21 protein-coding genes are annotated in these 22,089 nt (G+C 41.5%); 3 read left to right on the top strand and 18 right to left on the bottom strand.

Annotated features, from left to right (window positions below; all coding sequences use genetic code 11):
• Positions 1–228: 228 nt before the first annotated feature.
• Positions 229–681, top strand: coding sequence for a COG2426 family protein (locus O0V13_RS17600; RefSeq protein ID WP_268036298.1), 453 nt, complete (start codon positions 229–231; stop codon positions 679–681).
• 18 nt (positions 682–699) lie between these two features.
• Here the strand turns inward: O0V13_RS17600 and O0V13_RS17595 are convergent, their stop codons facing one another.
• From O0V13_RS17595 to O0V13_RS17580, 4 genes are all read right to left on the bottom strand, one after another.
• Entirely contained in the window at positions 700–876 is a 177-nt protein-coding gene (locus O0V13_RS17595) for a Lacal_2735 family protein (protein WP_268036297.1), read from the bottom strand.
• A gap of 10 nt (positions 877–886) precedes the next feature.
• On the bottom strand, positions 887–1,117 hold the full coding sequence (locus tag O0V13_RS17590; RefSeq protein WP_268036295.1) for a hypothetical protein: 231 nt from the start codon (positions 1,115–1,117) through the stop codon (positions 887–889).
• 56 nt (positions 1,118–1,173) lie between these two features.
• Positions 1,174–1,581: a hypothetical protein gene (locus O0V13_RS17585; protein ID WP_268036294.1), complete on the bottom strand. Its 408-nt coding sequence runs from the start codon at positions 1,579–1,581 to the stop codon at positions 1,174–1,176.
• 102 nt (positions 1,582–1,683) lie between these two features.
• The gene (locus O0V13_RS17580; RefSeq protein WP_268036293.1) at positions 1,684–2,709 is read right to left on the bottom strand and encodes a sugar phosphate isomerase/epimerase family protein; all 1,026 of its coding nucleotides are present in this window, start codon (positions 2,707–2,709) and stop codon (positions 1,684–1,686) included.
• Positions 2,710–2,905: 196 nt separating this feature from the next.
• Here O0V13_RS17580 and arfB point away from each other — a divergent pair, with 196 nt between their 5' ends.
• Entirely contained in the window at positions 2,906–3,331 is a 426-nt protein-coding gene (gene arfB, locus O0V13_RS17575) for an alternative ribosome rescue aminoacyl-tRNA hydrolase ArfB (protein ID WP_268036292.1), read from the top strand.
• A gap of 43 nt (positions 3,332–3,374) precedes the next feature.
• Here arfB and O0V13_RS17570 read toward each other — a convergent pair whose 3' ends face one another.
• A complete protein-coding gene (locus O0V13_RS17570) occupies positions 3,375–4,052 on the bottom strand; it encodes a metal-dependent transcriptional regulator (RefSeq protein ID WP_268036290.1) in 678 nt (225 codons plus the stop codon).
• Between the two features lie 128 nt (positions 4,053–4,180).
• On the opposite strand from O0V13_RS17570, the gene O0V13_RS17565 reads away from it, so the two are divergent.
• Positions 4,181–6,454, top strand: coding sequence for a TonB-dependent receptor (locus O0V13_RS17565; RefSeq protein WP_268036289.1), 2,274 nt, complete (start codon positions 4,181–4,183; stop codon positions 6,452–6,454).
• Here O0V13_RS17565 and O0V13_RS17560 read toward each other — a convergent pair.
• The 13 genes from O0V13_RS17560 to O0V13_RS17500 all read right to left on the bottom strand — a co-directional run bounded on the left by O0V13_RS17560 (position 6,451) and on the right by O0V13_RS17500 (position 22,084).
• The gene (locus O0V13_RS17560) at positions 6,451–7,287 is read right to left on the bottom strand and encodes a hypothetical protein (RefSeq protein WP_268036288.1); all 837 of its coding nucleotides are present in this window, start codon (positions 7,285–7,287) and stop codon (positions 6,451–6,453) included. The two genes, O0V13_RS17565 and O0V13_RS17560, sit on opposite strands and share 4 nt — an antisense overlap.
• Positions 7,288–7,388: 101 nt before the next feature.
• Complete coding sequence (locus O0V13_RS17555) at positions 7,389–8,084, bottom strand: PepSY domain-containing protein (protein WP_268036287.1); 696 nt, start codon at positions 8,082–8,084, stop codon at positions 7,389–7,391.
• Positions 8,085–8,117: 33 nt separating this feature from the next.
• Complete coding sequence (locus O0V13_RS17550) at positions 8,118–8,702, bottom strand: DUF2911 domain-containing protein (protein WP_268036286.1); 585 nt, start codon at positions 8,700–8,702, stop codon at positions 8,118–8,120.
• 13 nt (positions 8,703–8,715) lie between these two features.
• A complete protein-coding gene (locus tag O0V13_RS17545; RefSeq protein WP_268036285.1) occupies positions 8,716–10,791 on the bottom strand; it encodes a heavy metal translocating P-type ATPase in 2,076 nt (691 codons plus the stop codon).
• Between the two features lie 49 nt (positions 10,792–10,840).
• Complete coding sequence (locus O0V13_RS17540) at positions 10,841–11,272, bottom strand: CHY zinc finger protein (RefSeq protein WP_268036284.1); 432 nt, start codon at positions 11,270–11,272, stop codon at positions 10,841–10,843.
• Positions 11,273–11,359: 87 nt separating this feature from the next.
• Positions 11,360–11,965 (bottom strand): DUF3347 domain-containing protein, encoded by a 606-nt coding sequence (locus O0V13_RS17535; protein ID WP_268036283.1) that lies wholly within the window; start codon positions 11,963–11,965, stop codon positions 11,360–11,362.
• A gap of 10 nt (positions 11,966–11,975) precedes the next feature.
• Complete coding sequence (locus O0V13_RS17530; RefSeq protein ID WP_268036281.1) at positions 11,976–13,751, bottom strand: efflux RND transporter periplasmic adaptor subunit; 1,776 nt, start codon at positions 13,749–13,751, stop codon at positions 11,976–11,978.
• An 11-nt stretch (positions 13,752–13,762) separates the two neighbouring features.
• On the bottom strand, positions 13,763–15,166 hold the full coding sequence (locus O0V13_RS17525; RefSeq protein ID WP_268036280.1) for a TolC family protein: 1,404 nt from the start codon (positions 15,164–15,166) through the stop codon (positions 13,763–13,765).
• 3 nt (positions 15,167–15,169) lie between these two features.
• Positions 15,170–19,003, bottom strand: coding sequence for an efflux RND transporter permease subunit (locus O0V13_RS17520; protein ID WP_268036279.1), 3,834 nt, complete (start codon positions 19,001–19,003; stop codon positions 15,170–15,172).
• An 80-nt stretch (positions 19,004–19,083) separates the two neighbouring features.
• Positions 19,084–19,497 carry an HYC_CC_PP family protein gene (locus tag O0V13_RS17515; RefSeq protein ID WP_268036278.1) on the bottom strand — a complete coding sequence of 138 codons (414 nt, stop codon included), beginning with the start codon at positions 19,495–19,497 and terminating at the stop codon, positions 19,084–19,086.
• A 109-nt stretch (positions 19,498–19,606) separates the two neighbouring features.
• A complete protein-coding gene (locus O0V13_RS17510) occupies positions 19,607–19,816 on the bottom strand; it encodes a heavy-metal-associated domain-containing protein (RefSeq protein WP_268036277.1) in 210 nt (69 codons plus the stop codon).
• Between the two features lie 163 nt (positions 19,817–19,979).
• Positions 19,980–20,945 (bottom strand): Kelch repeat-containing protein, encoded by a 966-nt coding sequence (locus tag O0V13_RS17505; RefSeq protein WP_268036276.1) that lies wholly within the window; start codon positions 20,943–20,945, stop codon positions 19,980–19,982.
• A 290-nt stretch (positions 20,946–21,235) separates the two neighbouring features.
• Positions 21,236–22,084 carry a prephenate dehydrogenase gene (locus O0V13_RS17500; RefSeq protein WP_268036275.1) on the bottom strand — a complete coding sequence of 283 codons (849 nt, stop codon included), beginning with the start codon at positions 22,082–22,084 and terminating at the stop codon, positions 21,236–21,238.
• Positions 22,085–22,089: the final 5 nt, after the last annotated feature.

The raw sequence follows: 22,089 nt of genomic DNA, 5'->3' as shown, positions 1-22,089 counted from the left end.
TTATTATGATTAAAAGAACCTTGTTTTACAGCTAATATAAAATATTAATAATGTAAAAAAATGTAAGTTACTGGTTTACAGTATTTAGAGTTGAAAGTGTGATTCGAAATGAAAATGAGATCAGTTCAGCAACTTTATTTTCTTGTAAAAAGAATACAACCTAGGAGCCACTTGATCGTTATTTACACTTCAAAACTGCTTATTTTCGCCCTCGTTCAATTCCTATCAATGTTTTTAGATCTTCTTACAGCTATGCTCTGGAGCATGTCTCCGCTTGGTGAAGCCAAAGTCGGGATTCCATATGCATTGTTAAATGGTGTAGATATTTATCTGGCTTTGATCTTTAGCTTTTTGGCAAACCTGCTGGTTTTCCCCATCATGAACTTCTTTTTTGATGTGTGCAATCGCTACTTTCTAAGATGGTACTATTACAAAAAGGCAGCGATTTTCGTTGGACGAAGAGCGAAAACAGGTGCTGGTAAAAATGTAGAGAAATATGGCTTCTGGGGCCTGATGTTTTTTGTAGCCATGCCTGTTCCGGGAACAGGGGTCTATGCAGGCACTATCGCCGGCTATTTGTTTGGCCTGGATAGAAAAAAGGCCTTTCTAGCGAATGCAATAGGAATTTTGATTTCCTGTTTGATCGTTTGGGTAGCTACCTTGACAGCGATGAAGCTTTGATTTAAAATTTGGATAAACCTAATTAGTCCCCTTTTTAATTTTCTCTATTCGGTTCAAGATTTCATTCGCTTCGGCACTCTTTTGATCGCTTTGCTTCCTATTTATATGAGAAAGCTTATAAGATTCATCGAGTAACTTCTTGTACTGGACTTCCAATTTTTCGAGCTCAGACTTCTTTTTGAATAAATTGAACATGGCTGATTATTTAAAGGAACAACTCCAAGTTTTTAGATTTGTTTAGCTTATTCTGGGACGGGACATCTCTTAAATAGCTGAAAAGTGCATCTCGGCCCAGTTTGATCCCCATTTCCTTGAATTTATCTCCCAGTAGATGATGTAGTTTCCTGGTTCCCAAACGGGACATCTTCATCCGCTTCTCCAAGATCAAAGGTTTAATTTTAGACAATTCCTCTTTTCGGTAAATGGCTCTCTGCATTCCCTGATATAAAGCTTGGCGACTGATCCCAAACACCCTATAAGTTCTAGAAATACTTATTTGTTTTTCTTGCTTGAGGTGCCAGACGGTTTGGGAGAAAACTTTTTTCTGATCGCTGTTCCGTATTGCTGATCGGAGATGTCGATCATCTTATTGAGAACCAGGTTTTTCAATCGCTCGTCTTCCAACTCTCGCTCCAGACGTTTGATCTTTTGAGCGGGGGTTTCTTCTTGCTTTTTTGGATTCATAAAATGGATGGATGGATTGGACCAATCCAAGCTACCATGTTTTCGCAACCAAACCAAAACTGTCGATCTTCCTTGTATCCCATACAATTGCTGGGCTTGCTTATAAGTCAGCTCGCCTTTTTCAACTCGGGAAACCAACGATAATTTAAAGCCCAGATTATAGTCTTTCTGACTTCGTTTTTTATGCTTTGGAGATTTGAATGATTCATTTTCCATAATAAGTCGATTTGTTGTCAACTTATTCTAGGATGAGACAGTAAAATAAAAAAAGGCAGCTTTAAAATATGCTGCCCTCAGTCGTGTTAAGTAATCAGGTATTTATGCTAAACTCTTTCTACAGAATTCCACGCATTTCTGAACTTCAGCCACTGGATTGGAATTTTCAGGAACCTGATATTCCAGCTCAATGGTTGCCGGGAACTTGTATTTATTTTTTTGTATCGTCTTCAAAACATCTCCGATTGGCGTATCACCTTCACCCCAAACGACATTTCCTTTTCCATGCGCTGGAGTCTGTCTATCCTTGGTATGCATGCTCAGGATACGTCCATGCTGCTTTTCCAATAGTGGAAACAAATCTGTATTGCCAGCAGCGATGTAATGGCCCATATCCAGGTTCAAGGCATTCTTAGGACTTTGTGCCAATGCGGTATCCCAAAAATCAAAGGTTTGCTGCTCATGACCATGGTAGGCCACAGACATGCCGTATCGCTCACCCATTTTGCCCAGCTTCAAGGTATGCTCATCGTTGGCAGGATGCTCCAAAGTCACATGGCTAGCTCCCAGGGCTTTTGCAGCTTTCATTCCATAGGCGATCTCGGCATCGGTATTATTTCTTCCAAAAGCAGAAGGTTTGAAGGCATAAATGCTTACACCGGCATCCTTATACATCTTTCGAATCTGCTCAAAAGGTTTCATATCAGCATTGGCTCTCCAAGTAGCTACAGCTTGAGAATAGGCAGCGGATTCCTTTTGAAGTTCTTCCCATTCTTTCTTCTCATCATCTGTCAATTGCCCATCTCTGGCTTTTCTCCCCAGTTGCCACATTTGACCTCGTTCAAACGTTGGCGTAGGCATACCTGCAAAAGATTCAGCAGGGTCTCCCATCAATTCGATGGCACTGAGACCAGAATCGGTTACATATTTTAATGTTGCCTCGGCACTTTGGTCTGGCAATGAACGGAAAGAGTAGGTAATACATCCGATTTGCACTCCATTGAAATTGCTATCAGGCTTGTTAAAATTCTTGATAATGGCAGGAGCCCCTTTCAACCAAGCTGGGGCTAAAGCCAATCCAGCCGCTCCAAGGGTTGATTTGATGAGGAATTCTCTTCTGTTTTTCATGATCTTGGGTCTTGTTAATCAGGTTTGAGTAATTGATTTAATTCATGACAATTTACATCATGAATTCAAATTCCCTGAATTTCTGCTTAAAAAAGGAGTTTTAGTGAACCGTTGGTGGAAAAATAAAAATTGAAAAATTTCAAAATTGAAAAATTCCTGATGGCATTGAAGGTGATATTTAGTTTACATTTGAGCTATGATTCAGTTAGAAGCTAGGATAGAACGAGGCGATTTTTTGAAAGAATTGACTTTCCAAACGGCAAGGAGTTCTGGGCCTGGGGGGCAAAACGTCAATAAAGTGGAGACGAAAGTTTTACTCTTTTTTGATGTTTCTAATTCCCAGATCCTTACTGAGGAAGAAAAAGAGAAAGTACTTTCCAAATTTCCTAATAAAGTAGATCAGACAGGCGTCCTTCAACTACAGAGTCAGGAAAAAAGGTCTCAAATCCAAAACAAGGACCTAGTCATTGGGAAGTTTTATGATCTGCTTAGAAAGTCTTTTGAAAAAAAGAAAATCAGAAAAGCCAGTAAACCCAGCAAAGGAGCCATTGAAAAGCGCTTGAAATCCAAAAAACAACAATCCGAGAAAAAGAAAGCCAGAAACTGGAAGAAAGACCTTTGAGTTTTTATTGGTTCGTGCAGAAGCAAAGAAGGGCAGAAAAGGTTTACTGCGAGCTGTCCTTTGACTCAAATATCTTGACAAGCAATTTTTCACAAACTTTCTGACTCAAGGTTTCTTTTTCTGAATCCAAAAAACTAACCACAATACTTTGATCAAAGGCTTCCTTAGAAATGATTTTCAATTCTGTTCCCAAGGTTAGTTTTCGGCTATTCAAATACTCCAGAAACTCAGTGGAAGAATCCGAAAGTGCTGCCAAAATCACTTCTTGACCTGGTTTGGCTTCAGAAAGGCTTTTAAACTGCAAATCTTGAATTCTCCCTTGTTTGTCAGGAATAGGTGAACCATGAGGATCAACCGTCGGATAACCCATCATTTCATCCATTCTTTCAAAAAACTTGCTTGCATGAATGTGTTCAACCTGTTCGGCTATTTCATGGACTTCTTCCCAACCAAATCCCATTTTGGTCACCAAAAACATCTCAGTCAACCTGTGTTTTCTGACGATTAAGGCCGCTTCCTTTTTTCCTTTGGGAGTCAGGACAACGGGTTTGTACTTCTCATAGATACAGGAGCCAGCCTTCTGCAAAGTCTTCACCATGCTATTTGCCGTTGGCATGCTTACTTCCAGTTGATTCGCTAATTCTGAGATGTTTACCTCGCCTCTCTCATTGGCTAGGTTAAATAGCGCTTTCAGGTAATTTTCTTCGGTTGTCGAGGCCATTTGAACTATTTGATTAATCAAATATGCAAAATTATTTCTTTAAAATAAATTTGTTAGAATAATCTAACAATATACTTTTGTGATAATAATAGGATAATGAAGACTAAACTATCTTTTCCGAAAAGTCTATGAAACAGCTATTTGCGGTTCTTGTTTTTTCCTTGACTAGTATTCAATCCTCATTGGGACAAGAAAAGATCTATGGAAAAGTGGAATCTAAATCTCATGCTTTGGAGTTTGCCAATGTGTTTGTACCGGAATTGGGAAGGGGAGTAGTGACGGATTCTTTGGGGCAATTTGAATTGGCTCAGCTCAACTCTGGCAAATTCAAGATTGAGGTGAGCCTGTTAGGTTTTAGAAAAGAGGTTTTGGAGGTTCAGGTTCCTCAACGTGAGCCATTGAAAATAGAATTGGAGTCCTTGGATAATAGTCTGGATGAGGTGGTGGTCAGTGGAACCATGCAGGAGGTGTCCAGACTGAATAGCCCCGTTCCGGTGGAGGTGTATAAGGATGGTTTTTTTAAGGCTAATCCTACGCCTTCCTTATTCGAATCACTTCAAAATGTCAATGGAGTCCGCCCCCAGATCAATTGCAACATTTGTAATACTGGAGACATTCATATCAATGGCTTGGAAGGGCCCTATACGATGGTTTTGATTGATGGGATGCCGATCGTAAGTGGCTTATCCACTGTATATGGTTTGACGGGTATACCACAGGCTTTAATTGACAGAATTGAAGTGGTCAAGGGACCTGCCTCTACTTTATATGGCTCTGAGGCAGTAGGAGGCTTGATCAATATCATTACCAAAAAGCCTGATTTGGCCCCTGTTTTCAATATGGATGTTTTTGGAACAGGTTGGGGAGAACTGAATCTGGATCTGGGCTTGAAAACTGAATGGGGGAAATCGGTCCAATCTCTCACTGGTATCAATGCATTTTATTATGACAATCCAATAGACAACAATGGAGATGGAATGACTGATTTGACTTTGGCGAAGCGAATTTCTGTTTTTGAAAAACTCAGTTTTTATAGGAAAAGACGGAAAAGCATGAATATCGGGATTCGCTATCTCTATGAAGATCGATGGGGCGGGCAGATGAATTGGAATAAAAGCTTTCGCGGAGGCTCACAAGTCTATGGAGAAAGTATTTATACGAGCCGATGGGAGCTTTTTGGCAATTACCAGTTGCCAGGATCCGAGAACTTCAATTTTCAATTTTCTGCCAATGGCCATGATCAAAATTCAGTGTACGGAAATGTCGAATACTTAGGACAACAAACCATTGGATTTGGGCAGTTTACCTGGACCAAAGAAGCAGGGAATCATCAGTTGCTGACCGGTTTAGCATATCGCTACACCTATTACGATGATAATACCCCAGCGACGGCAGGAATAAGCTTGGATGAAAATAAACCTTCAGAAATTCATTTACCGGGTATCTTCATTCAGGATGAAATCAGGATCTCTCCAACCCAAAGTTTGCTTTTGGGAGCCAGATCAGATTATAATTCTATTCACGGTACGATCCTTTCTCCGCGTCTCAATTACAAGCTGTCCACTTTGGATCAAACAACTGTTTTCAGGTTTTCTTTAGGAAATGGCTTTCGGGTAGCCAATGTTTTTACAGAGGATCATGCTGCTTTGACAGGGGCGAGAGAAGTGATTTTTGCCGAAGAATTAAAGCCGGAGAAATCCTGGAATGTCAATGCCAACATGGTGAAGAATTTCTATACCGATAAAGGTACTTTCTTCAATCTGGATGGATCGGTTTTTTATACTTATTTCACCAACAGAATCATTCCTGATTATGAAACCAACCCCAATCAGATAATTTATGCGAATTTGGACGGCCATGCCATTTCCAAAGGAGTTTCCTTGAATTCCAGCTTTGCATTTCCTTCAGGCTGGGAGGGGAGTCTGGGAGCCACCTTGATGGATGTGAGTTTTGAACAGGAAGGTGTGATGACAAGACAATTGCTATCCGAGCGCTTTTCTGGAGTTTGGAATGTGGCCTATACAGTTCCGGGTTGGGATCTAAAAATTGATTATACCGGAAATATTAATAGTCCCATGCGACTGCCACTTTTGGGCGAGCTAGATCAACGATCTGCCTATTCACCTTGGTGGAGTATTCAGAATATTCAGCTGACTCAAGGTTTGGGAGAGAGATGGGAGATTTTTGGAGGGATTAAGAACCTTCTGAATTATACTCCTCCAGCCAATAGCATTGCAAGGGCCTTTGATCCCTTTGATCAAGGAGTAGACTTCGCATCGGACGGTTCGGTTATTCCTACTCCTGATAACCCTCAGGCTTTGACCTTTGATCCAACTTATATGTTCGCTCCAAACCAAGGAATCCGAGGTTTTATTGGTGTCAGGTTCACAATTTTGGATTAATAGCAATTGGGAGCATTTTCTCCGCTATTGGTCCTGAAATAATGCTCTCCGTTTAAATAGAGCTTGTTTTCTGCAAATGATAAGTTGTATGACCAGGTTTCACCAGTATAAGATTTTAAGAGTAATGCAGGAGAGCCGTCTTCTCCTAACCCTATTTCCCAGCTTCCGTTTCCTTTCCCTTTGTCATTGTTCATCCCCAATCCATCCATTTGAATGCTGCTGGAATTATTCATACTAAAATACCCTTCCGAGCAGAGGTCAATCACTCGTTTTTGAGACATTCCACCGGATATACCTCCCTCTGTGGCGCTTGGAGAATAATAAGAACTCATGTAAGTCAATCTATATCCTGCCAGAAATGCTTTCCATTCTTCAAATTCCTTGCTTCGGTCAACTTCCCTGAATTCAAAAGATCGATAAAGTTCCATGCCGGCAATTTTGAGTTCTTCAGTAAACCGGTCTGAATTGGCAGCGATGGATATAGTTACCCCCAATCCTTTATAGGGATTTTCAACTCCGATGATATAGGCTTTTGCCATGGCTCCCTGCAGGTAGCCATCAAAAGTCCCAGCAACGGCAGTAGGTGATAGTTCCTCCAAAGAACCCAATAGGGTCATGTAGGTTCCTTGTTCATCCTGGATAGGCTTGAGGGCCTCAGCTTTGATTTGACTGATGTTTTGATTGTGAGTAGAGATTAGGATAATCCCTCCCAAACTTTGGTTTTGTAATAGAACTCCATGGTTGGCTTCCTGTCCTTGCCATCCATTGGGTATTAAAAAAGATATTCCCAATTGTTCGTAATTGACCCTATTGGACTCTTGAGAATGTGCCATAAGGGTAAAGGTTAGGTAAAAAGCCGATAGCAAAACAAACCTCATAAGACACTGAAAATAAGTGTATTTAAATATAAAAAAATAAACTGAGACTAGAAGCCTCAGTTTTTATGTTTTCTTTTCTTGGGAATAGTCATGAAATAAAGCGTAAATCCTGATCCGATGGTTAATAATCCGAATAAGGAGAAAGCTCTCAAGAGTAAATTGTTGAAATCATCTCTACCCGCATAATCCATCGTATGGAACATCCAAAGGAAGTCAAACCATCTCCAGCTCCGATGTCTGATAGATTGGAATGAACCACTTTTTGCATCGATGTAAGCAATCAGTTTTTCCGGATGATCATATTTTACGGCCCAGACTGGAAGAGGCTTCCCCCTGAACTCATGATGATTTCCTGTTTCTGTCAGGTATTCGGCAGATTCAATTCCATAGTCTCCCTTGATATATACTTGAGCAATTTCTTTTGCCTCCTCTTCGGTGATTTCTGGTTTGATTATGCCCGTCTGGGCATTGTAAAGGGTTTTCCCATTGACCCAATAATAGGGTTGGTGGAGGACAAATCGAAGTTCTAAAGATGAAATCTCCAAGGTTGAATCCAAAGTACTGGGCTCTACCAAATCAGTGGCTGTCATGTGCATCATATGATCCCGATGGAAATGGTCTCCATGAATCTCATCGATATCTGTCCAAGAGAAATAGAGTCCTGATAGGGTCCAAAAAAAGAATTGGATACCGATAAATACACCCAAAAAGCGGTGAATCCTTCGGGCGTAATACTGATTGTTTTTTCTCATAACTGGGTGAATTGGACTGGTGGTTTTGGGGGATTAATCGTTTTGGAAGGTAAATGAGGCCTGCGTGTCTGACCATGCAAATCGGATTTCTCCTTGGTTATTTTCTTTTGGAATGACTTCAAAGGTCAAGGATTCAACTGGCTGCTCTAATTTTGTTGGTATGGCAGAGATTCTAATGACATCTTTTTCCAGAGAATAATCATCTGCTAAGTGCATATCCCACACTTGGTTTACTATAAATGTCCATTCATTTTCACCTGGAATGGTAAACAATCCATATTTCCCTGAAGGAATTTTTTGACCGTCAATTTGGATTGGTTTATCTATTTGAATAGAAGTCGCCTTGTGTGCTCCTGTTACCCAAACTTCACCGTATGCCACTAAGCCTCCAAAAATTTGTCTACCTCTGACACTAGGGGATGAATAGTCAATGTGGATATGATTGCCATCGACTACTGCCATTGCAGCAGTTCTTGGACTTTTTGATTTTTGGTCTTCATTGGTAGGGGCTTGGTGTTCACTGTGGTCCATGACATTCGTTCCTTCTGCATGTTCATTTGAACCAGATTTACAACCAATAAATCCTACTAAAAGGAATAAGAGAGTGTAATTTTTCATCTAAATAAATTGTTTAAAGCTTTCGTCTGAGTAGCTGGGCATTCAATGCGCAAATGATGGTACTGATGCTCATCAATCCCGCACCCAAGGCCGGTTGGATCATCAATCCGGGGATAAATCCAGTAGCCAAAGGAAGTGCAATGGCATTGTAACCTACTGCCCATCCCAAGTTTTGAATCATTTTTTTATAGGTAGCCTGTCCAAATAGGATCAAATTACTAATGTCTTTGGGGTTGCTGTTGACCAAAATAATATCGGCTGTTTCTACAGCGACATCGGTTCCCGATCCCACAGCAATACCAATATCTGCTTTTGCCAAGGCTGGGGCATCATTCACTCCATCGCCGGTCATGGCAACGAATTGCCCCTTTGCTTGCAAGTCTTCGATGATTTTAACTTTCCCATCTGGCAGAACTTCGCTGAAATATCCATCCAGGCCTAGTTTTTCACTGACAGCTTTTGCGGTTTTTTCATTGTCTCCAGTGGCCATGAAAACTTGAATTTCTTTCTTCTTGAAGGTTTGAATAGCATCTGCACTTTCCTCTCTGATTCCGTCTGCCAGTGCGATAAACCCTATTAATTTTTTATCCTCCAATACATAAACAATGGTTTCTGCTTGATCGCTTGCTGCATCTTTTGGAATAGAAATGTCATTTTCTTTCAAATAACCAGGACTGATTACTTTGATCGATTTTCCTTCAATTTTCCCAGAAATCCCTTTTCCAGTGATGGATTCAAAATCCGACACCTTTGGAAACTCAAGGTTTTCTTCCTTGGCTTTATTGGTTATGCCTCTTGCGATAGGATGTTCTGAGTTTTCTTCCATCGCAGCTGCCCAAGCCAAAAGCTTTTGATCATCTGTTCCTTCCAGGCTTTCGATTCTGGTTACTCCAAATTTACCCTCGGTGAGTGTGCCTGTTTTGTCAAAAACTATCGCAGTGACCTTTCTGGAGTTTTCAAAAGCTGTTCTATTTCTGATTAAAAGGCCTTTTTCGGCTGAAATAGAGGTGGAGATCGAAACAACCAAAGGAATAGCCAAACCTAATGCATGAGGACAAGCGATCACCATGACGGTTACCATTCGGCCCAATGCGAAATCAAACTCTTTCCCTATCACAAGCCATACAACCAAGGTGATAATCCCCATGCTCAAGGAAATATAGGTGAGCCATTTAGCTGCTTTGTTAGCTAGATTTTGTGTTTTGGATTTACTTTCCTGAGCTTCTTTGACTAGTCCAATGACCTGGTTGAGGTACGATTCATCACCTGTTTTGGAGATTTCAACTTTTATGGATTGATTGCCGTTGATGGATCCTCCGATGATTTCATCTCCTTTCCTACGCTTGACAGGCTTGCTTTCCCCTGTTAGCATGCTTTCGTCCAGATAACTTTCCCCTTCTATGATTTTGCCATCGGCAGGGATTTTTTCATGGGCTTTTACTACTATTTTTTGTCCCGATTTCAATTCAGAAGCTGGAATATCCTTGGTTTGATCCCCTTCGATCAAATGTGCTTCAGAGGGCATCAAATCGGCTAGTTTTTCCAAAGCTTTGGAAGCTCCCAAAATGGATCTCATTTCCATCCAATGTCCCAATAGCATGATGACAATCAGAGTGGCGAGTTCCCAATAAAAATCCTTTCCCTCCAAGCCAAAAACTACAGCTGAACTGTATAAATATGCCACCGAAATCGCCAAAGCGATCAAAGTCATCATCCCGGGATTTTTGGCACTTAATTCTTCTTTTAATCCTTTTAAAAATGGCCAACCTCCATAAAAGAATAGAATTGTCGAAATACCAAAAACGACATAAGATTTTGATTCAAATTGGATAGAGAAACCCAGCCAATCCTGGATCATATCTGAAAAAAGTAATACCGGAATAGTCAAAATCAGAGAGACCCAAAACCTCTTTTTGAAGTCTTGGATCATATGCTGGTGGTGATTTCCATGCCCTTCATGTCCACCTTCGGAATGACTTCCATGATCCATGGATTCATGATTAGAAGGATGCTCATGCTTGTGGTCATGAGAATCATGCTTGTGAGAATGGTCTTTGTTTTCGGTAGGGTTGTGTTGAGAATGGTTCATGTTAGATGTTTTTTAACTAATTGAAAAACAATCTTCTAAATGAATTCATTTAATCTTTTGGATTAGTCTCGAAGTAAAGGTGGTAATGCTTACTGCATCCAGGGTTAAATGATGATTTACAAGATGGACAGGTATTATCGGAGGCCATGTAGTCAGAGATGCTTAGCTCTGTTCCACAGACTCCACATAGAATTGCTTTTTGATCAAATTCTATTTTGGGCCAAACGCGAGGCTCATGATCTGCATCTTCCTCATGGCATGAATAACATGGATAATATTTTTCACAGCATTTGAATTTGATCGCTATAATATCCAATTCAGAATGCCAATGGACACAGCGGGTTTGGTTATCTACCGGTTTTCCAAAGACATTAATTCCTCGGATCTGGGAAACTTTCAATGGCTCCAGCACTTTTTCCTGAGCCATCGCAGCTGATGAAATCATAGCAGTAAGGAAGAATAAAAAGAAGAATTTTTTCATGGTTAAATAACCTTTGATTTGGCGGATGTAAAAGAATCAAATCCCCCTTTTCCAAAAGGGGCAGGGGGATTTATATCCTCATTCAGATTAATTCAAAGCTAAAGTCTCCTCAACTCTTCCGCAAGTCAACATAGAGCTTCCGAAAAGCGGGTTTTTGATGTCTTCGGAAGCGCTCAACCAAATACCACCCGTGTTGTTTTTATACATCGGGCAATATTGCTGATACAAAGTTCTGTCTGTTCCGGCAATCTTGATAAAGTCTTTCATCAAAACACTTAGAGCCTGGAAGCTTTCTCTCTGGGCAGCGATATCATCTGCAGAAAGATTTTCTGCTACCATAGCAGCCTCCATTTGTAGCCTTTCTAGCTCTTCAATGTCTTCTCCCTTTGAAGAATTCAAATCAAAAGCCTTAAGAGCATTTACCAATTCTCCACTTTGAGCAGCAGCGGCTTTAGAATCGTCACTAACCAATGCATTTTTTACAGCAAGGTAAGTATCAATGATGGCTGTGGTTCCTTCTGCTTTCATCATGGTAGAATGTTCTGAATCCGAGCTTCCCATATCATGACCATCGTGCATCTCACTACCTTCCATCTCATGGTCTTCGTGCATGGAGTGATCTTCTGTTTTGGAACCTGAGCAAGAATACAATAGGATTCCGAGGGCTAGGGCAAATAAACCGGTCTTTTTCATAGTTTTTTAATTAATGATTATGTGTTGTTTGAATTGTTGTTTTCGGTAATTGGGTATCTAGAACTGGCTGGCCTTTTAAGTAAGTCTGTTTGACTTCCCCACAGGTAAGCATGGATGCTCCAAAGTAGGGATTGGTAATGTTTTTACTTTCTGAAAGCCAAAATGCTCCCTGATCTCCAAATGCCATAGGGCAATAATCTTTGTAAACCACTGCCTTGTTGAGACCAAACCTTTCTGTCATTTCCAGGACGGCAGTGGAAAGTTCGGAGAATAACTTCCGAGAACTCTCCAATTCTGTACTTTTTTCCATTTGGTCCAAATTGGACTGAATTTGTTTCATCAGCATCATCCAGTGTTCGTGGGCAGTTCCTTCCAATAGCATCATATCTACTTTAGAAAGGGTATTTTTTGCATCTCTGACTCCTTTTTGACTCTCGGTCAAATCGTCTGAAACTAAGCCGTTTTTGATTTCAAAATAGGCATCAGCCAAAGCTGTGATCTGAGTTCTAAAGGCTTCTGGAACATCCAATGATTTGGATTCAGGTCTATTCATCATGCTGTAGCTACCTGAAAGCTGAGCAGCAGCATCCACAGCAAATACTCCATTGGTGACAATTTCTTCCCCTGGCATAATCCCAGATTCAACTCTGTAATCTTCACCCACCTTGGATCCTAAATTGACCTCGCGCATTTCAAATGCCGGAACCTCTGAGTCAGGAACTTTGACATAGACAATGGACCTTTTGCCTGTCCAGAGGAGGGCTGTTCTAGGGATTGAAAGTTCAGTAGGAGTGGAGCTGCTTTTCGAGGAGATTGTTGCCGTAACAAACATTTCAGGCTTCAATTTTCCTTGGGCATTGGATATTTCTGCCCGGATAGAGGCTGCTCGCGTATTGGGATTGATCAATGGATCGATAAAGCTGACCTTTGCTTTAAAAGTCTCCCCAGGAACTCCTGCAGCAGTAAATGAAACTTCATCGCCCACTTTCATAAATGGCAAGTCAGATTCATAGGCATCCATTAAAACCCAGAGCTTGGAAAGATTGACTACCTGAAATAAGACACTACCGGTATTCACATAGTCTCCAACAGAGATATTTCTCTGGGTTACCACACCACCATGCTCAGCAATCACGTCCATTTGTTCCTGGATCTTTCCAACGGACTCAATGGAAGCGATTTGTTGTTCGCTCAATTTCCAAAGTTTCAACTTTTCCTTAGCGGCTTGGTAAAGTTCAGGGAATGTGCTTTTTGACTTGGCCGCTTCGATTAATTCCTGCTGGGCAGTCATCAATTCGGGAGAGTAAATGCTGGCCAATTTTTGTCCTGCACGAACTTGTTCACCGGTAAAAGAGACGTAGAGCTTTTCGATCCGACCTGGAAATTTGGCGGTTATTGCTGCATTTTCACGTTCGTCGGTTTGAATTTTTCCTGTTAAAACCACCTCATTTCCTGAAGTGGATCCACCTACTTTAGTGGTATGGATATTTGCCAGCGCAACTGCATCAGGGGTCATTTCATACACCAAAGGATTAGAGTTTCCAGAAGAAGAATTGCTAGAAACAGGGATTAGGTCCATTCCGCAAATCGGGCAGGATCCTGGCTCATTTAACTTGATTTGAGGATGCATGGAACAAGTCCAAAGTTGATTTTCAGCCGCTGCACTGTGGTCATGTTCATTCTCTAGGGAAGAATTGGAGCTTGGCTTGACAATCCATCCGATGACAACTCCTACTAGGAGAATAGCCACAATTTTGATCCATTTATTTTCTAATAGCTTTTGCATAGCTTGATTTTTTAATTGAGTGAGCTTTCGGAACCCAGGGATTCCAATAGCGCTAGACTTTTGTGTTGTTGTACAATCGCAATCATGCGTTGAAGTCTATAATTCAACAGCTGCTGATTGACCCGAAGGACTTCTTCCATTTCTTGACCATCTGATGAAAAGGAAGTAAGCAAAAGACTTAAAGTTTGTTCTGCCAGTTTACTTTGCTCATCATAGAGGACAATATTTCGGTTGGCATCTTCCAAATCACGAATGGCATTAGCCCATTGCATCGCCAGCATATTTTCTTCCTTTTCCTTTCGCAAAAGTGTAGCCTCTCTTAGGTAGTCGGTTTCTTTGAGTTTGGAATTGGTTTTTTTCCTATAAATAGGCAAGGTCATAGTTACCATGGGCATGACCATGTTTCTTCCACCCATAGACATACCACTTTCAAGTCGTGGCTGAAAAGGCATATAATCTACTCCGGCACCAAACATGGGTCTTCCGTCCAAACGAGCCATTTTTTCTTGCTGATCCAGAACTTCCATTTCGGTATCATACATGGCAAGCATTGGGTTTTGGCTGGTGATACTGTCCAGCAGAACCATTTTATCCCAAATTAAACTGGTACTCTCCAGTGAATCTAAATTGGAAATCGGGCTATTTATGTCTCTGTTTAGCAACTGATTGAATTTGATCTGAAGTGGTATTAACCGGTCTTTTTGACTAGCAATCGTGCTTTCGAGCTCCTTGACCTGCATCCTAATACGGAGAATATCACTCATTCCAGTTCCAGAAGAAGTCATTCCACCAACGCTTGCCATCCCTGGATTTCCAACTGGAGCGCGGTTCGCCTGAGAACCATTCATTGATCCCATCCCGGATGCAGAACTGCTTGTGCTAGCATTCATGGCGGGTTGGGGCATGGAAGAGGAAGTTGCCCCTGGAGTAGATGAACTTTTGAACTTTACCAAAGCCAAGCGCTCATATTCCTTCAAGTATTCCAGGTTTTCCTGATTAATCTCGATTTCCTCCTGTGTTTGATACAACTCGTAATAGGTGGACTTTACTTGATAGAAAAGCTTGTTTTTGGCATCCAAAAACACCTGGTATTTGGCATGGGCCATCAGGTTGGCTTCTTCTTTTTTGACACCCAAAGTTCCAAACCAAGGAAACATCTGCATCAGTTTGAGGTCTGCTACCTGATTTCCCATCCACCGCTCCATAGGGGAAAAGAAAATCCCCATCGACAATTCAGGGTCTGGTAGGCTACCTACCTGTGGCGCTTTTTCAAGAGATGCCAGATATTCATGATAATAAGCCTGCAGTTCAGGGTTGTTTTCTCCAGCCTGAATGAGGTAATCATCCAGATTTTGGCTTCTGGAGAAAGTAGAAACGGCCGTAAGCAGGAATAATAGAATTGAAATTTTTCTCATGGCCTATTGATTTTCATCTGAAGTAAATACAGCAGAATTGTTCTTTAATTTTCTTTCAGCCCACCAACAATAGAGAGTCGGCACGATGAATACGGTCGTTAGTTCCAATACCATTCCTCCCAATGAAGGAATTGCCATTGGAATCATGATATCCGATCCTCTGCCTGTGGAGGTAAGGATAGGAACCAATGCCAAAAGGGTAGTGGCTGTAGTCATCAAGCAAGGGAGTACTCTTCTTTTCCCTGCTTCAATGACTGCATTTCGAACTTCTTGAGCAGTAGTCGGTTGATGTGCTTTGAAGCTTTGATCCAAATAGGAAGCAACCACCACCCCGTCATCTGTGGCAATACCAAAGAGAGCAATAAAACCAACCCACACCGCAACTGATAGATTAATGGTCTTCATTTGGAAAAGATCACGCATCGGAACTTCGAAAACAGAGAAGTTCATAAACCAATCCTGTCCATATAGCCATAGCATCAAGAATCCACCTGAAAATGCCATGGCGATGCCCGTAAATACAAAGAGGGTAGTAGAAACTGCTCTAAATTGGAAATAGAGAATCAAGAAGATCACTATCAGAGAAAGAGGAACTACGATTGAAAGCCTTTTCTCAGCGCGAATTTGATTTTCATAGCTTCCTGAGAAGACATAGCGAACTCCTTTTGGAACGATCAACTCGCCAGAGTCTATTTTACTTTGAAGGTAGTTTTGTGCATCCTCAACCACTGAAACCTCAGCATATCCCGCTTGTTTATCCAATAACACATAACCTACTAGGAAGCTGTTTTCTCCACGGATCATGTCCGGTCCAGGTCTGTAGGTGATATCGGCCAGCTGACCTAATGGAATATAATTACCCAAAGGTGTTGGGACCTGGATATTCTCAATTGCTCCTGGATCATCACGGAACTCCCGAGCGTACCGAACGCGGATAGGATATCGCTCCCGACCTTCGACTGTGGTACTAAGTTGCATGCCGCCAATAGCTGTTTCGATAAAATCCTGAACGTCTACTACATTCATTCCATATCTGGAAATCTCATCCCGTTTGATATCCAATTCCAAATAGGGCTTACCGACAATTCTGTCTGCAAAAACGGCTTCTTTTTTGACTGAAGGAACCTCTTTGAGGTATTTCTCCAACTTTAAACCAAACTCTTCAATAGTTTGAAGATCAGGTCCATATACTTTGATTCCCATGGGTGCTCTCATCCCGGTTTGCAACATGACCAAACGGGTTTCGATAGGTTGTAATTTTGGGGAAGAGGTAACTCCCGGGATCTGGATAACTCCGACAATTTCATTCCAGATATCATCAGGATTTCTAATATGAGTCCTCCATTGTCGGAAATATTCTCCATCAGGATCTTCCACCAATTGGGAGGTTTCGATCAGATGAGGTTCCATCGTTTGAGGATCAAAAAAGCTCCCATTTTTTAATTCAAACTGGCCATCACCATTGACCTTGAACCGGACTCTATTTCCATTTTGATCACTTATAAATTCACTTTTATAATTGATCGTATTCTCAAACATGGTCAAAGGAGCAGGGTCAATAGCCGTTTCAGCTCGACCGGCTTTGCCAACTACCAACTCCACCTCCGGAATTGCTGTGACCAGCATATCCAATTTTTGGAGAACGTCCTTATTTTCCTGGACGCCGGCATGTGGCATTGTAGTGGGCATCAGAAGGAAAGAACCTTCATTCAAAGAAGGCATAAACTCCTCTCCCAAACCAGGAAATGTATGGGAAAGCCCAGACCAAAGCGAGGTAGTTCTCATATTGATACCTACTTTATCCAAAGTCTTGGGGATAAATCCAAAAACTGTGGAGAAACCCAACCAAACAGATGCACCTAGGACCAAGACCAGCATTGGGAATGCAAGGAAGGTCTTTTTATTTTCTAAACACCAATGAAGAATTTGAGGATAAACACGAATGAAAAGTGTAAATCCTCCCAAAACCAAGGTTAAGATAATGGCAATAAATCCAAAGTTAATTGCATAACTATTCGAGACTCCCAGGGGCATCCATTCTGAAGTCAGCAGAGATGCAACTGCCAAAAGAGTTACCGCAATGATTAATGCATTCTTTCTGGATTCAATTTTTTCTGGAAAATGGAATGCCAAGGAATGGATCAATCCATATCCAACTAGTACCCAACCTGCCCAAGACCAAACCGTAAAGGCGATAATCAATCCTAAAACCATGAGAGCATAGTTTCCAAATCTTGAGAATTTCCCTTTATAACTCTTGAAGGAGAAAAACCAGTGAGAAAATGCAGGCATGATCAACAAGGTGAAGATAACCGCTGAAATCAGGGCAAACGATTTGGTATAAGCCAATGGCCCGAATAGCTTTCCTTCTGCAGCCTGCAGGGTAAATACCGGTAGGAAACTGACAATGGTTGTGCTGACAGCCGTTAAAATTGCCCCACCAACTTCGGCTGTAGCTTCATAGACTATCTGAAGTTTGGACTTACCTTCTGCAGGCATTTCCAAATGACGGAGGATATTCTCATTGAGGATAATCCCCAAATCCACCATGGTTCCGATGGCGATCGCAATACCGGATAGGGCCACAATATTGGCATCAACCCCAACGTATTTCATGAAAATAAAACACATCAGAACTGCCAATGGCAAAAGGGCTGAAATCAGCAAGGAAGCCCGCAGATTGTAAACCATCACAATAATCACGATGATGGTAATCAAAATCTGTAAGGAAATGGCCTCGTATAAGGTGCCTAGAGTTTCATAAATCAGATTGGTTCTATCGTAGAAAGGAACGATAGTAACTTTAGAAAGGGTGCCGTCAGCTAGGGTTTTGCTGGGAAGGCCGTCGGAAATCTTTTCAATCTCAGCTTTTACACCTTCTATGACTTTCAGCGGATTGTCACCATATCGGGCGATGACCACACCTCCTACAGCCTCAGCTCCGGATTTGTCTAGGATTCCACCCATATTTCTAGGTTGCGGACCAATATTGACCTTGGCCACATCCTGAATTCGTATAGGAACGTTGTTGGTAACCTTGACCACCGCTTGATCTAGGTCACTTAAATTCTCCACATAACCTAAGCCTCTGATGAAGTAATCTACTTTATTGACTTCAATGGTATTGGCAGAAACATCCAAATTCGATTTTTTGACTGCGGACATGACATCCATCAAACTAACTCCGTTTGCTTTGAGGGCTGCAGGATCTACATCTACTTGGTATTCTTTGATATAGCCACCAACAGAGGCTACTTCCGAAACTCCATCTACGGCCGTGAGAGAATAGCGAACATAATAGTCCTGGATGGATCGTAACTCATGTAAGTCCCATCCCCCTGCAGGATTTCCTTCCGAATCCCTGCCTTCCAAAGTGTACCAATATACTTGACCTAATGCTGTTGCATCAGGTCCCAACTTTGGCTGAACTCCTTCCGGAAGAAGGCCAGAAGGAAGAGAATTGAGCTTTTCTAAAACGCGGGATCGACTCCAATAGAATTCAATATCCTCATTGAAAATGATGTAAATACTGGAAAAGCCGAATGCTGAACTACTTCTGACACTTTTTACTCCAGGTAGTCCCAGTAGGGAAGTAGTCAATGGGTAAGTAATCTGATCTTCTACGTCCTGCGGAGACCTTCCCATCCATTCGGTGAAAACGATTTGTTGGTTTTCGCCAATATCAGGGATGGCATCAACAGGCACTGGATCACGAGGAATGATTCCAGTCTCCCAATTGAAGGGAGCGGTCGCAATGCCCCAGGCTACAATTAAAAGCAGTAGCAGGACAGTGACTAACTTATTTTCTAAGAAATATTTAATGATTGAATTGAGCATGATTCATTCTGATTGTGCAAAAAGAAAAGCATTGGATACGAAGTATCCGGGCACGATTGACCGAAGCCATCAGAATGATTTTAAATCAAAAAACTTTGATGCAGGACACATAAATCCTGATCAAGTGGGGGAGAGAAGTAAGGTGAATAGGAATTATTGGTATCAGCTTGCTGATTCAAACCAAAAATAAAAACCTGAACAAAAGCGACCGCGAAATTGAAATCCAATTGGCTTTGCTGCTTTTTTAGAGAGGTTTCGTCATCGAGTTGGATTTGCTGACTCTGATTTTCACAGCATTTACTTTTTTCCAAATGCGCTTTTCCATCCTCATTGGAGTGGGAAGAGGTAGATTCCATTCCACAATCCAAATGGGTGGCTACAAAACCCAAAGCAGTTTCCATTTCCTCTCCCATACAGATATGGGTGGTCTTGGCCATTCCCACAGAGGAGAACAGAACCATCAAGGATAGCGCTATGGAGATCAGCTTTTTCAACTGTTCAAATTTACGGAATAAATTTATGAATGTTTATGGTTTTGTTAAAAAGCTGAATATCAGTTGTTTAAATTCTTCCATTCAGCTTTCTAAGGTCAGCTTTCTTATTTTACTTCGGTGTTGCCAAAAAGCCTGATTTCAAAACGGTTTTCTTCACTTCTTCTGGAGAGAGGCTTTCTGTTTCCACTGTCAGTGTTCTTTCGGGATCTTCCAAATCTACTTTCCAAGATTCGATATTGGATTCGGCGTTGAGAATCGGAGTTACTTTTGCAAGGCAATTCCCGCAATTGATATTGGTTTTGAATGTTAAAGTTTTCATGGTTTTAACTAATTATAATTCTTCGGCTATTTCCTGATACAAAGTTGGCAAGAATAGCTCTAGAAGATTTACAATTTATTGGATGGTTTTTATAAGATTATGACTTTCGATTTTTCAAAAGTCACCTAATCAAAAACTTCTTAAATCTTTAAATGAATATCCTTTATTTAAACTCCATGACCTCGATGGAATTCAATTCCGGACCACCACCTCTATTGGCAGAACCTGCTGCTACATAGATTTTACCTTTATAGAATACGGTTCCGGTTCCATGTCTTCCTTGGTTTAATGGAGCAAGGGTTTTCCAAGTGTGGTCTCGTGTGTCCAAAACCTCTACCTCTGCATGAGCGGATTCCTGAACGCCGCTTTCTCCGTTCATGACCACCAAATAAGGTCCTATTCCCAAATTTGAATTTCCGGCTCTTGGTGTGGGAATATCCGCTTCAATAGTTTCCCATTTTCCGGTTTCAAAGTCATAAAAATCCACTTCATCGATAGTTGTCTCCAAGACTTTCCCGATTGCCGCATGAGAAGTTCTTCCTCCTGCTAAATACAGCCTGTTGCCGACGATGGCAGCACTGACATGATCCCGTGCCCTTGGAGCATTGGGAAGAGCTGTCCATTTTCCGGTTTTTGGATCCAATACATCAAACCAAGGCACGAACCCCTCATAATGGCCATCTTGAATTCCGCAAACCATATAGATTTTATCCCCTTTGACAGCTACACCTGCAGAACCTCGGTATCTTCCTTCGGGCAGTTTGAGGCCTTTTCGCCAGGATTTTGATTCAGGGTTGAAAATCCAAAGGTCTTCGATAGGGGTTTCATGGGGATAACCTCCGGTGAAAGCGCCGACCACCCAAATTTCATTATTGTAACTGACTGCTTGAAAATGGCTGATTTCCATCGGGGCATCAGCTACTTTTTGCCAAGTATTGGAGGTAGGGTCAAATTCATCCACAGATCGATCTCCTCTTCCTCCCAAGGCATAAAACTTTCCATTGCATTCCACAAATGAGTTTTCATGGCGTTTCATAGCATCTCCTGTTGCAGGTATAACCTTCCAAGTTTCCTGAGCCAGAAGAGGGATGGAGAAAAATAGGCAAACAATAAACGTGAGTGATTTCATGGTTATGTAGGTTTAACCCGGATTATGTATTAGGATCCGTTGTGAGAGTTCAAATTACAAGAAAATCAAGCATTTAACGAATGAGGCAAAGCACCGCTCTGGTGAAAGAGTTAAATGCAGCGAAGCGATTGATTTCGAAGTGATTTGGGCTCGGAATAGGAAGTCTAATGCATATTGCGGGTTTAAGTAGTTCCAAATTACGAATCTTCGGGTTGAAAACCACAGCGATCTCAGAGACAACAAAAAAACCACGAATTGCTCCGTGGTCTTAGGTTATCGATTGGGTCTAATTATTTCCCCAAATCCAGGATGTCCCGGATTTTATTGATTTCTGAAAATTCTTCGTAGATACCTTCGCTATCTGATTTGGCTATCTTTTCTCGCATCGCAGTTAGATTGGAGATGTAGCCGTCCAAAGAAGCCAAGATGTTTTCTTTGTTTTCTGTCAAAATCGGCGCCCACATAGCAGGTGAGGACTTTGCCAATCGGACGGTAGAGGCAAAACCTGATCCAGCCATATCGAAAATGTTTTTCTCATCCTCCATTTTTTGCAGAACGGTCTTACCCAACATAAATGAGGTGATATGCGATAGATGTGATACGAATGCCAAATGCCTATCATGTTCCTCCGGATCCATGAACCTTAGTTTAAGGTTTAAAGCGTCAAAGAGCTCATAGGCTTTTTCTTTTAGATTCAAATCTGTTTTTTCCAAGTCACAGATTATCATCACCTTTCTATCCAAAAGATCTGCAAAAGCAGCCTTAGGGCCAGAGTATTCTGTTCCGGCAATAGGGTGACCGGCCAGGTATTGTTTCCTTTTGGGATGGTCTGCAATTTCTCTACAAAGCTTGGCTTTGGTAGAACCCAAATCAATGACCAAAGTATCATCTCCAATTTGGTCCAAAGTCTCTTTTAGCAAATCTCCCAAGGTATCGGCGGGAGTGGCCAAAATCACCAAATCTGTATCAGAATCAGGTTTTTCCTTTGCCTCGGTGATGATCCCCAATGTCAAAGCATCTTTTAGGTTTTGCTCAGAAATATCAGTGCCGGTTACCTGAAGCTCCGGAAATTTTCTCAAGGCTCCCAGACCAAATGAACCTCCTAAAAGGCCTAATCCAACGATATGAATTTTTTTCATGATTC

Source organism: Algoriphagus sp. PAP.12, assembly GCF_026652115.1.
Classification (GTDB): domain Bacteria; phylum Bacteroidota; class Bacteroidia; order Cytophagales; family Cyclobacteriaceae; genus Algoriphagus.
Note: the sequence above shows the minus strand (reverse complement) of the source record. Positions and strands in the feature narration are given on the sequence as shown.

Excerpts from the sequence above, each read along its gene's own strand:
- O0V13_RS17600 (WP_268036298.1), top strand. The coding sequence starts at position 229 with ATGTTTTTAGATCTTCTTACAGCTATGCTCTGGAGCATGTCTCCGCTT.
- O0V13_RS17595 (WP_268036297.1), bottom strand. The coding sequence starts at position 876 with ATGTTCAATTTATTCAAAAAGAAGTCTGAGCTCGAAAAATTGGAAGTC.
- O0V13_RS17590 (WP_268036295.1), bottom strand. The coding sequence starts at position 1,117 with ATGCAGAGAGCCATTTACCGAAAAGAGGAATTGTCTAAAATTAAACCT.
- O0V13_RS17585 (WP_268036294.1), bottom strand. The coding sequence starts at position 1,581 with ATGGAAAATGAATCATTCAAATCTCCAAAGCATAAAAAACGAAGTCAG.
- O0V13_RS17580 (WP_268036293.1), bottom strand. The coding sequence starts at position 2,709 with ATGAAAAACAGAAGAGAATTCCTCATCAAATCAACCCTTGGAGCGGCT.
- arfB (WP_268036292.1), top strand. The coding sequence starts at position 2,906 with ATGATTCAGTTAGAAGCTAGGATAGAACGAGGCGATTTTTTGAAAGAA.
- O0V13_RS17570 (WP_268036290.1), bottom strand. The coding sequence starts at position 4,052 with ATGGCCTCGACAACCGAAGAAAATTACCTGAAAGCGCTATTTAACCTA.
- O0V13_RS17565 (WP_268036289.1), top strand. The coding sequence starts at position 4,181 with ATGAAACAGCTATTTGCGGTTCTTGTTTTTTCCTTGACTAGTATTCAA.
- O0V13_RS17560 (WP_268036288.1), bottom strand. The coding sequence starts at position 7,287 with ATGGCACATTCTCAAGAGTCCAATAGGGTCAATTACGAACAATTGGGA.
- O0V13_RS17555 (WP_268036287.1), bottom strand. The coding sequence starts at position 8,084 with ATGAGAAAAAACAATCAGTATTACGCCCGAAGGATTCACCGCTTTTTG.
- O0V13_RS17550 (WP_268036286.1), bottom strand. The coding sequence starts at position 8,702 with ATGAAAAATTACACTCTCTTATTCCTTTTAGTAGGATTTATTGGTTGT.
- O0V13_RS17545 (WP_268036285.1), bottom strand. The coding sequence starts at position 10,791 with ATGAACCATTCTCAACACAACCCTACCGAAAACAAAGACCATTCTCAC.
- O0V13_RS17540 (WP_268036284.1), bottom strand. The coding sequence starts at position 11,272 with ATGAAAAAATTCTTCTTTTTATTCTTCCTTACTGCTATGATTTCATCA.
- O0V13_RS17535 (WP_268036283.1), bottom strand. The coding sequence starts at position 11,965 with ATGAAAAAGACCGGTTTATTTGCCCTAGCCCTCGGAATCCTATTGTAT.
- O0V13_RS17530 (WP_268036281.1), bottom strand. The coding sequence starts at position 13,751 with ATGCAAAAGCTATTAGAAAATAAATGGATCAAAATTGTGGCTATTCTC.
- O0V13_RS17525 (WP_268036280.1), bottom strand. The coding sequence starts at position 15,166 with ATGAGAAAAATTTCAATTCTATTATTCCTGCTTACGGCCGTTTCTACT.
- O0V13_RS17520 (WP_268036279.1), bottom strand. The coding sequence starts at position 19,003 with ATGCTCAATTCAATCATTAAATATTTCTTAGAAAATAAGTTAGTCACT.
- O0V13_RS17510 (WP_268036277.1), bottom strand. The coding sequence starts at position 19,816 with ATGAAAACTTTAACATTCAAAACCAATATCAATTGCGGGAATTGCCTT.
- O0V13_RS17505 (WP_268036276.1), bottom strand. The coding sequence starts at position 20,945 with ATGAAATCACTCACGTTTATTGTTTGCCTATTTTTCTCCATCCCTCTT.
- O0V13_RS17500 (WP_268036275.1), bottom strand. The coding sequence starts at position 22,084 with ATGAAAAAAATTCATATCGTTGGATTAGGCCTTTTAGGAGGTTCATTT.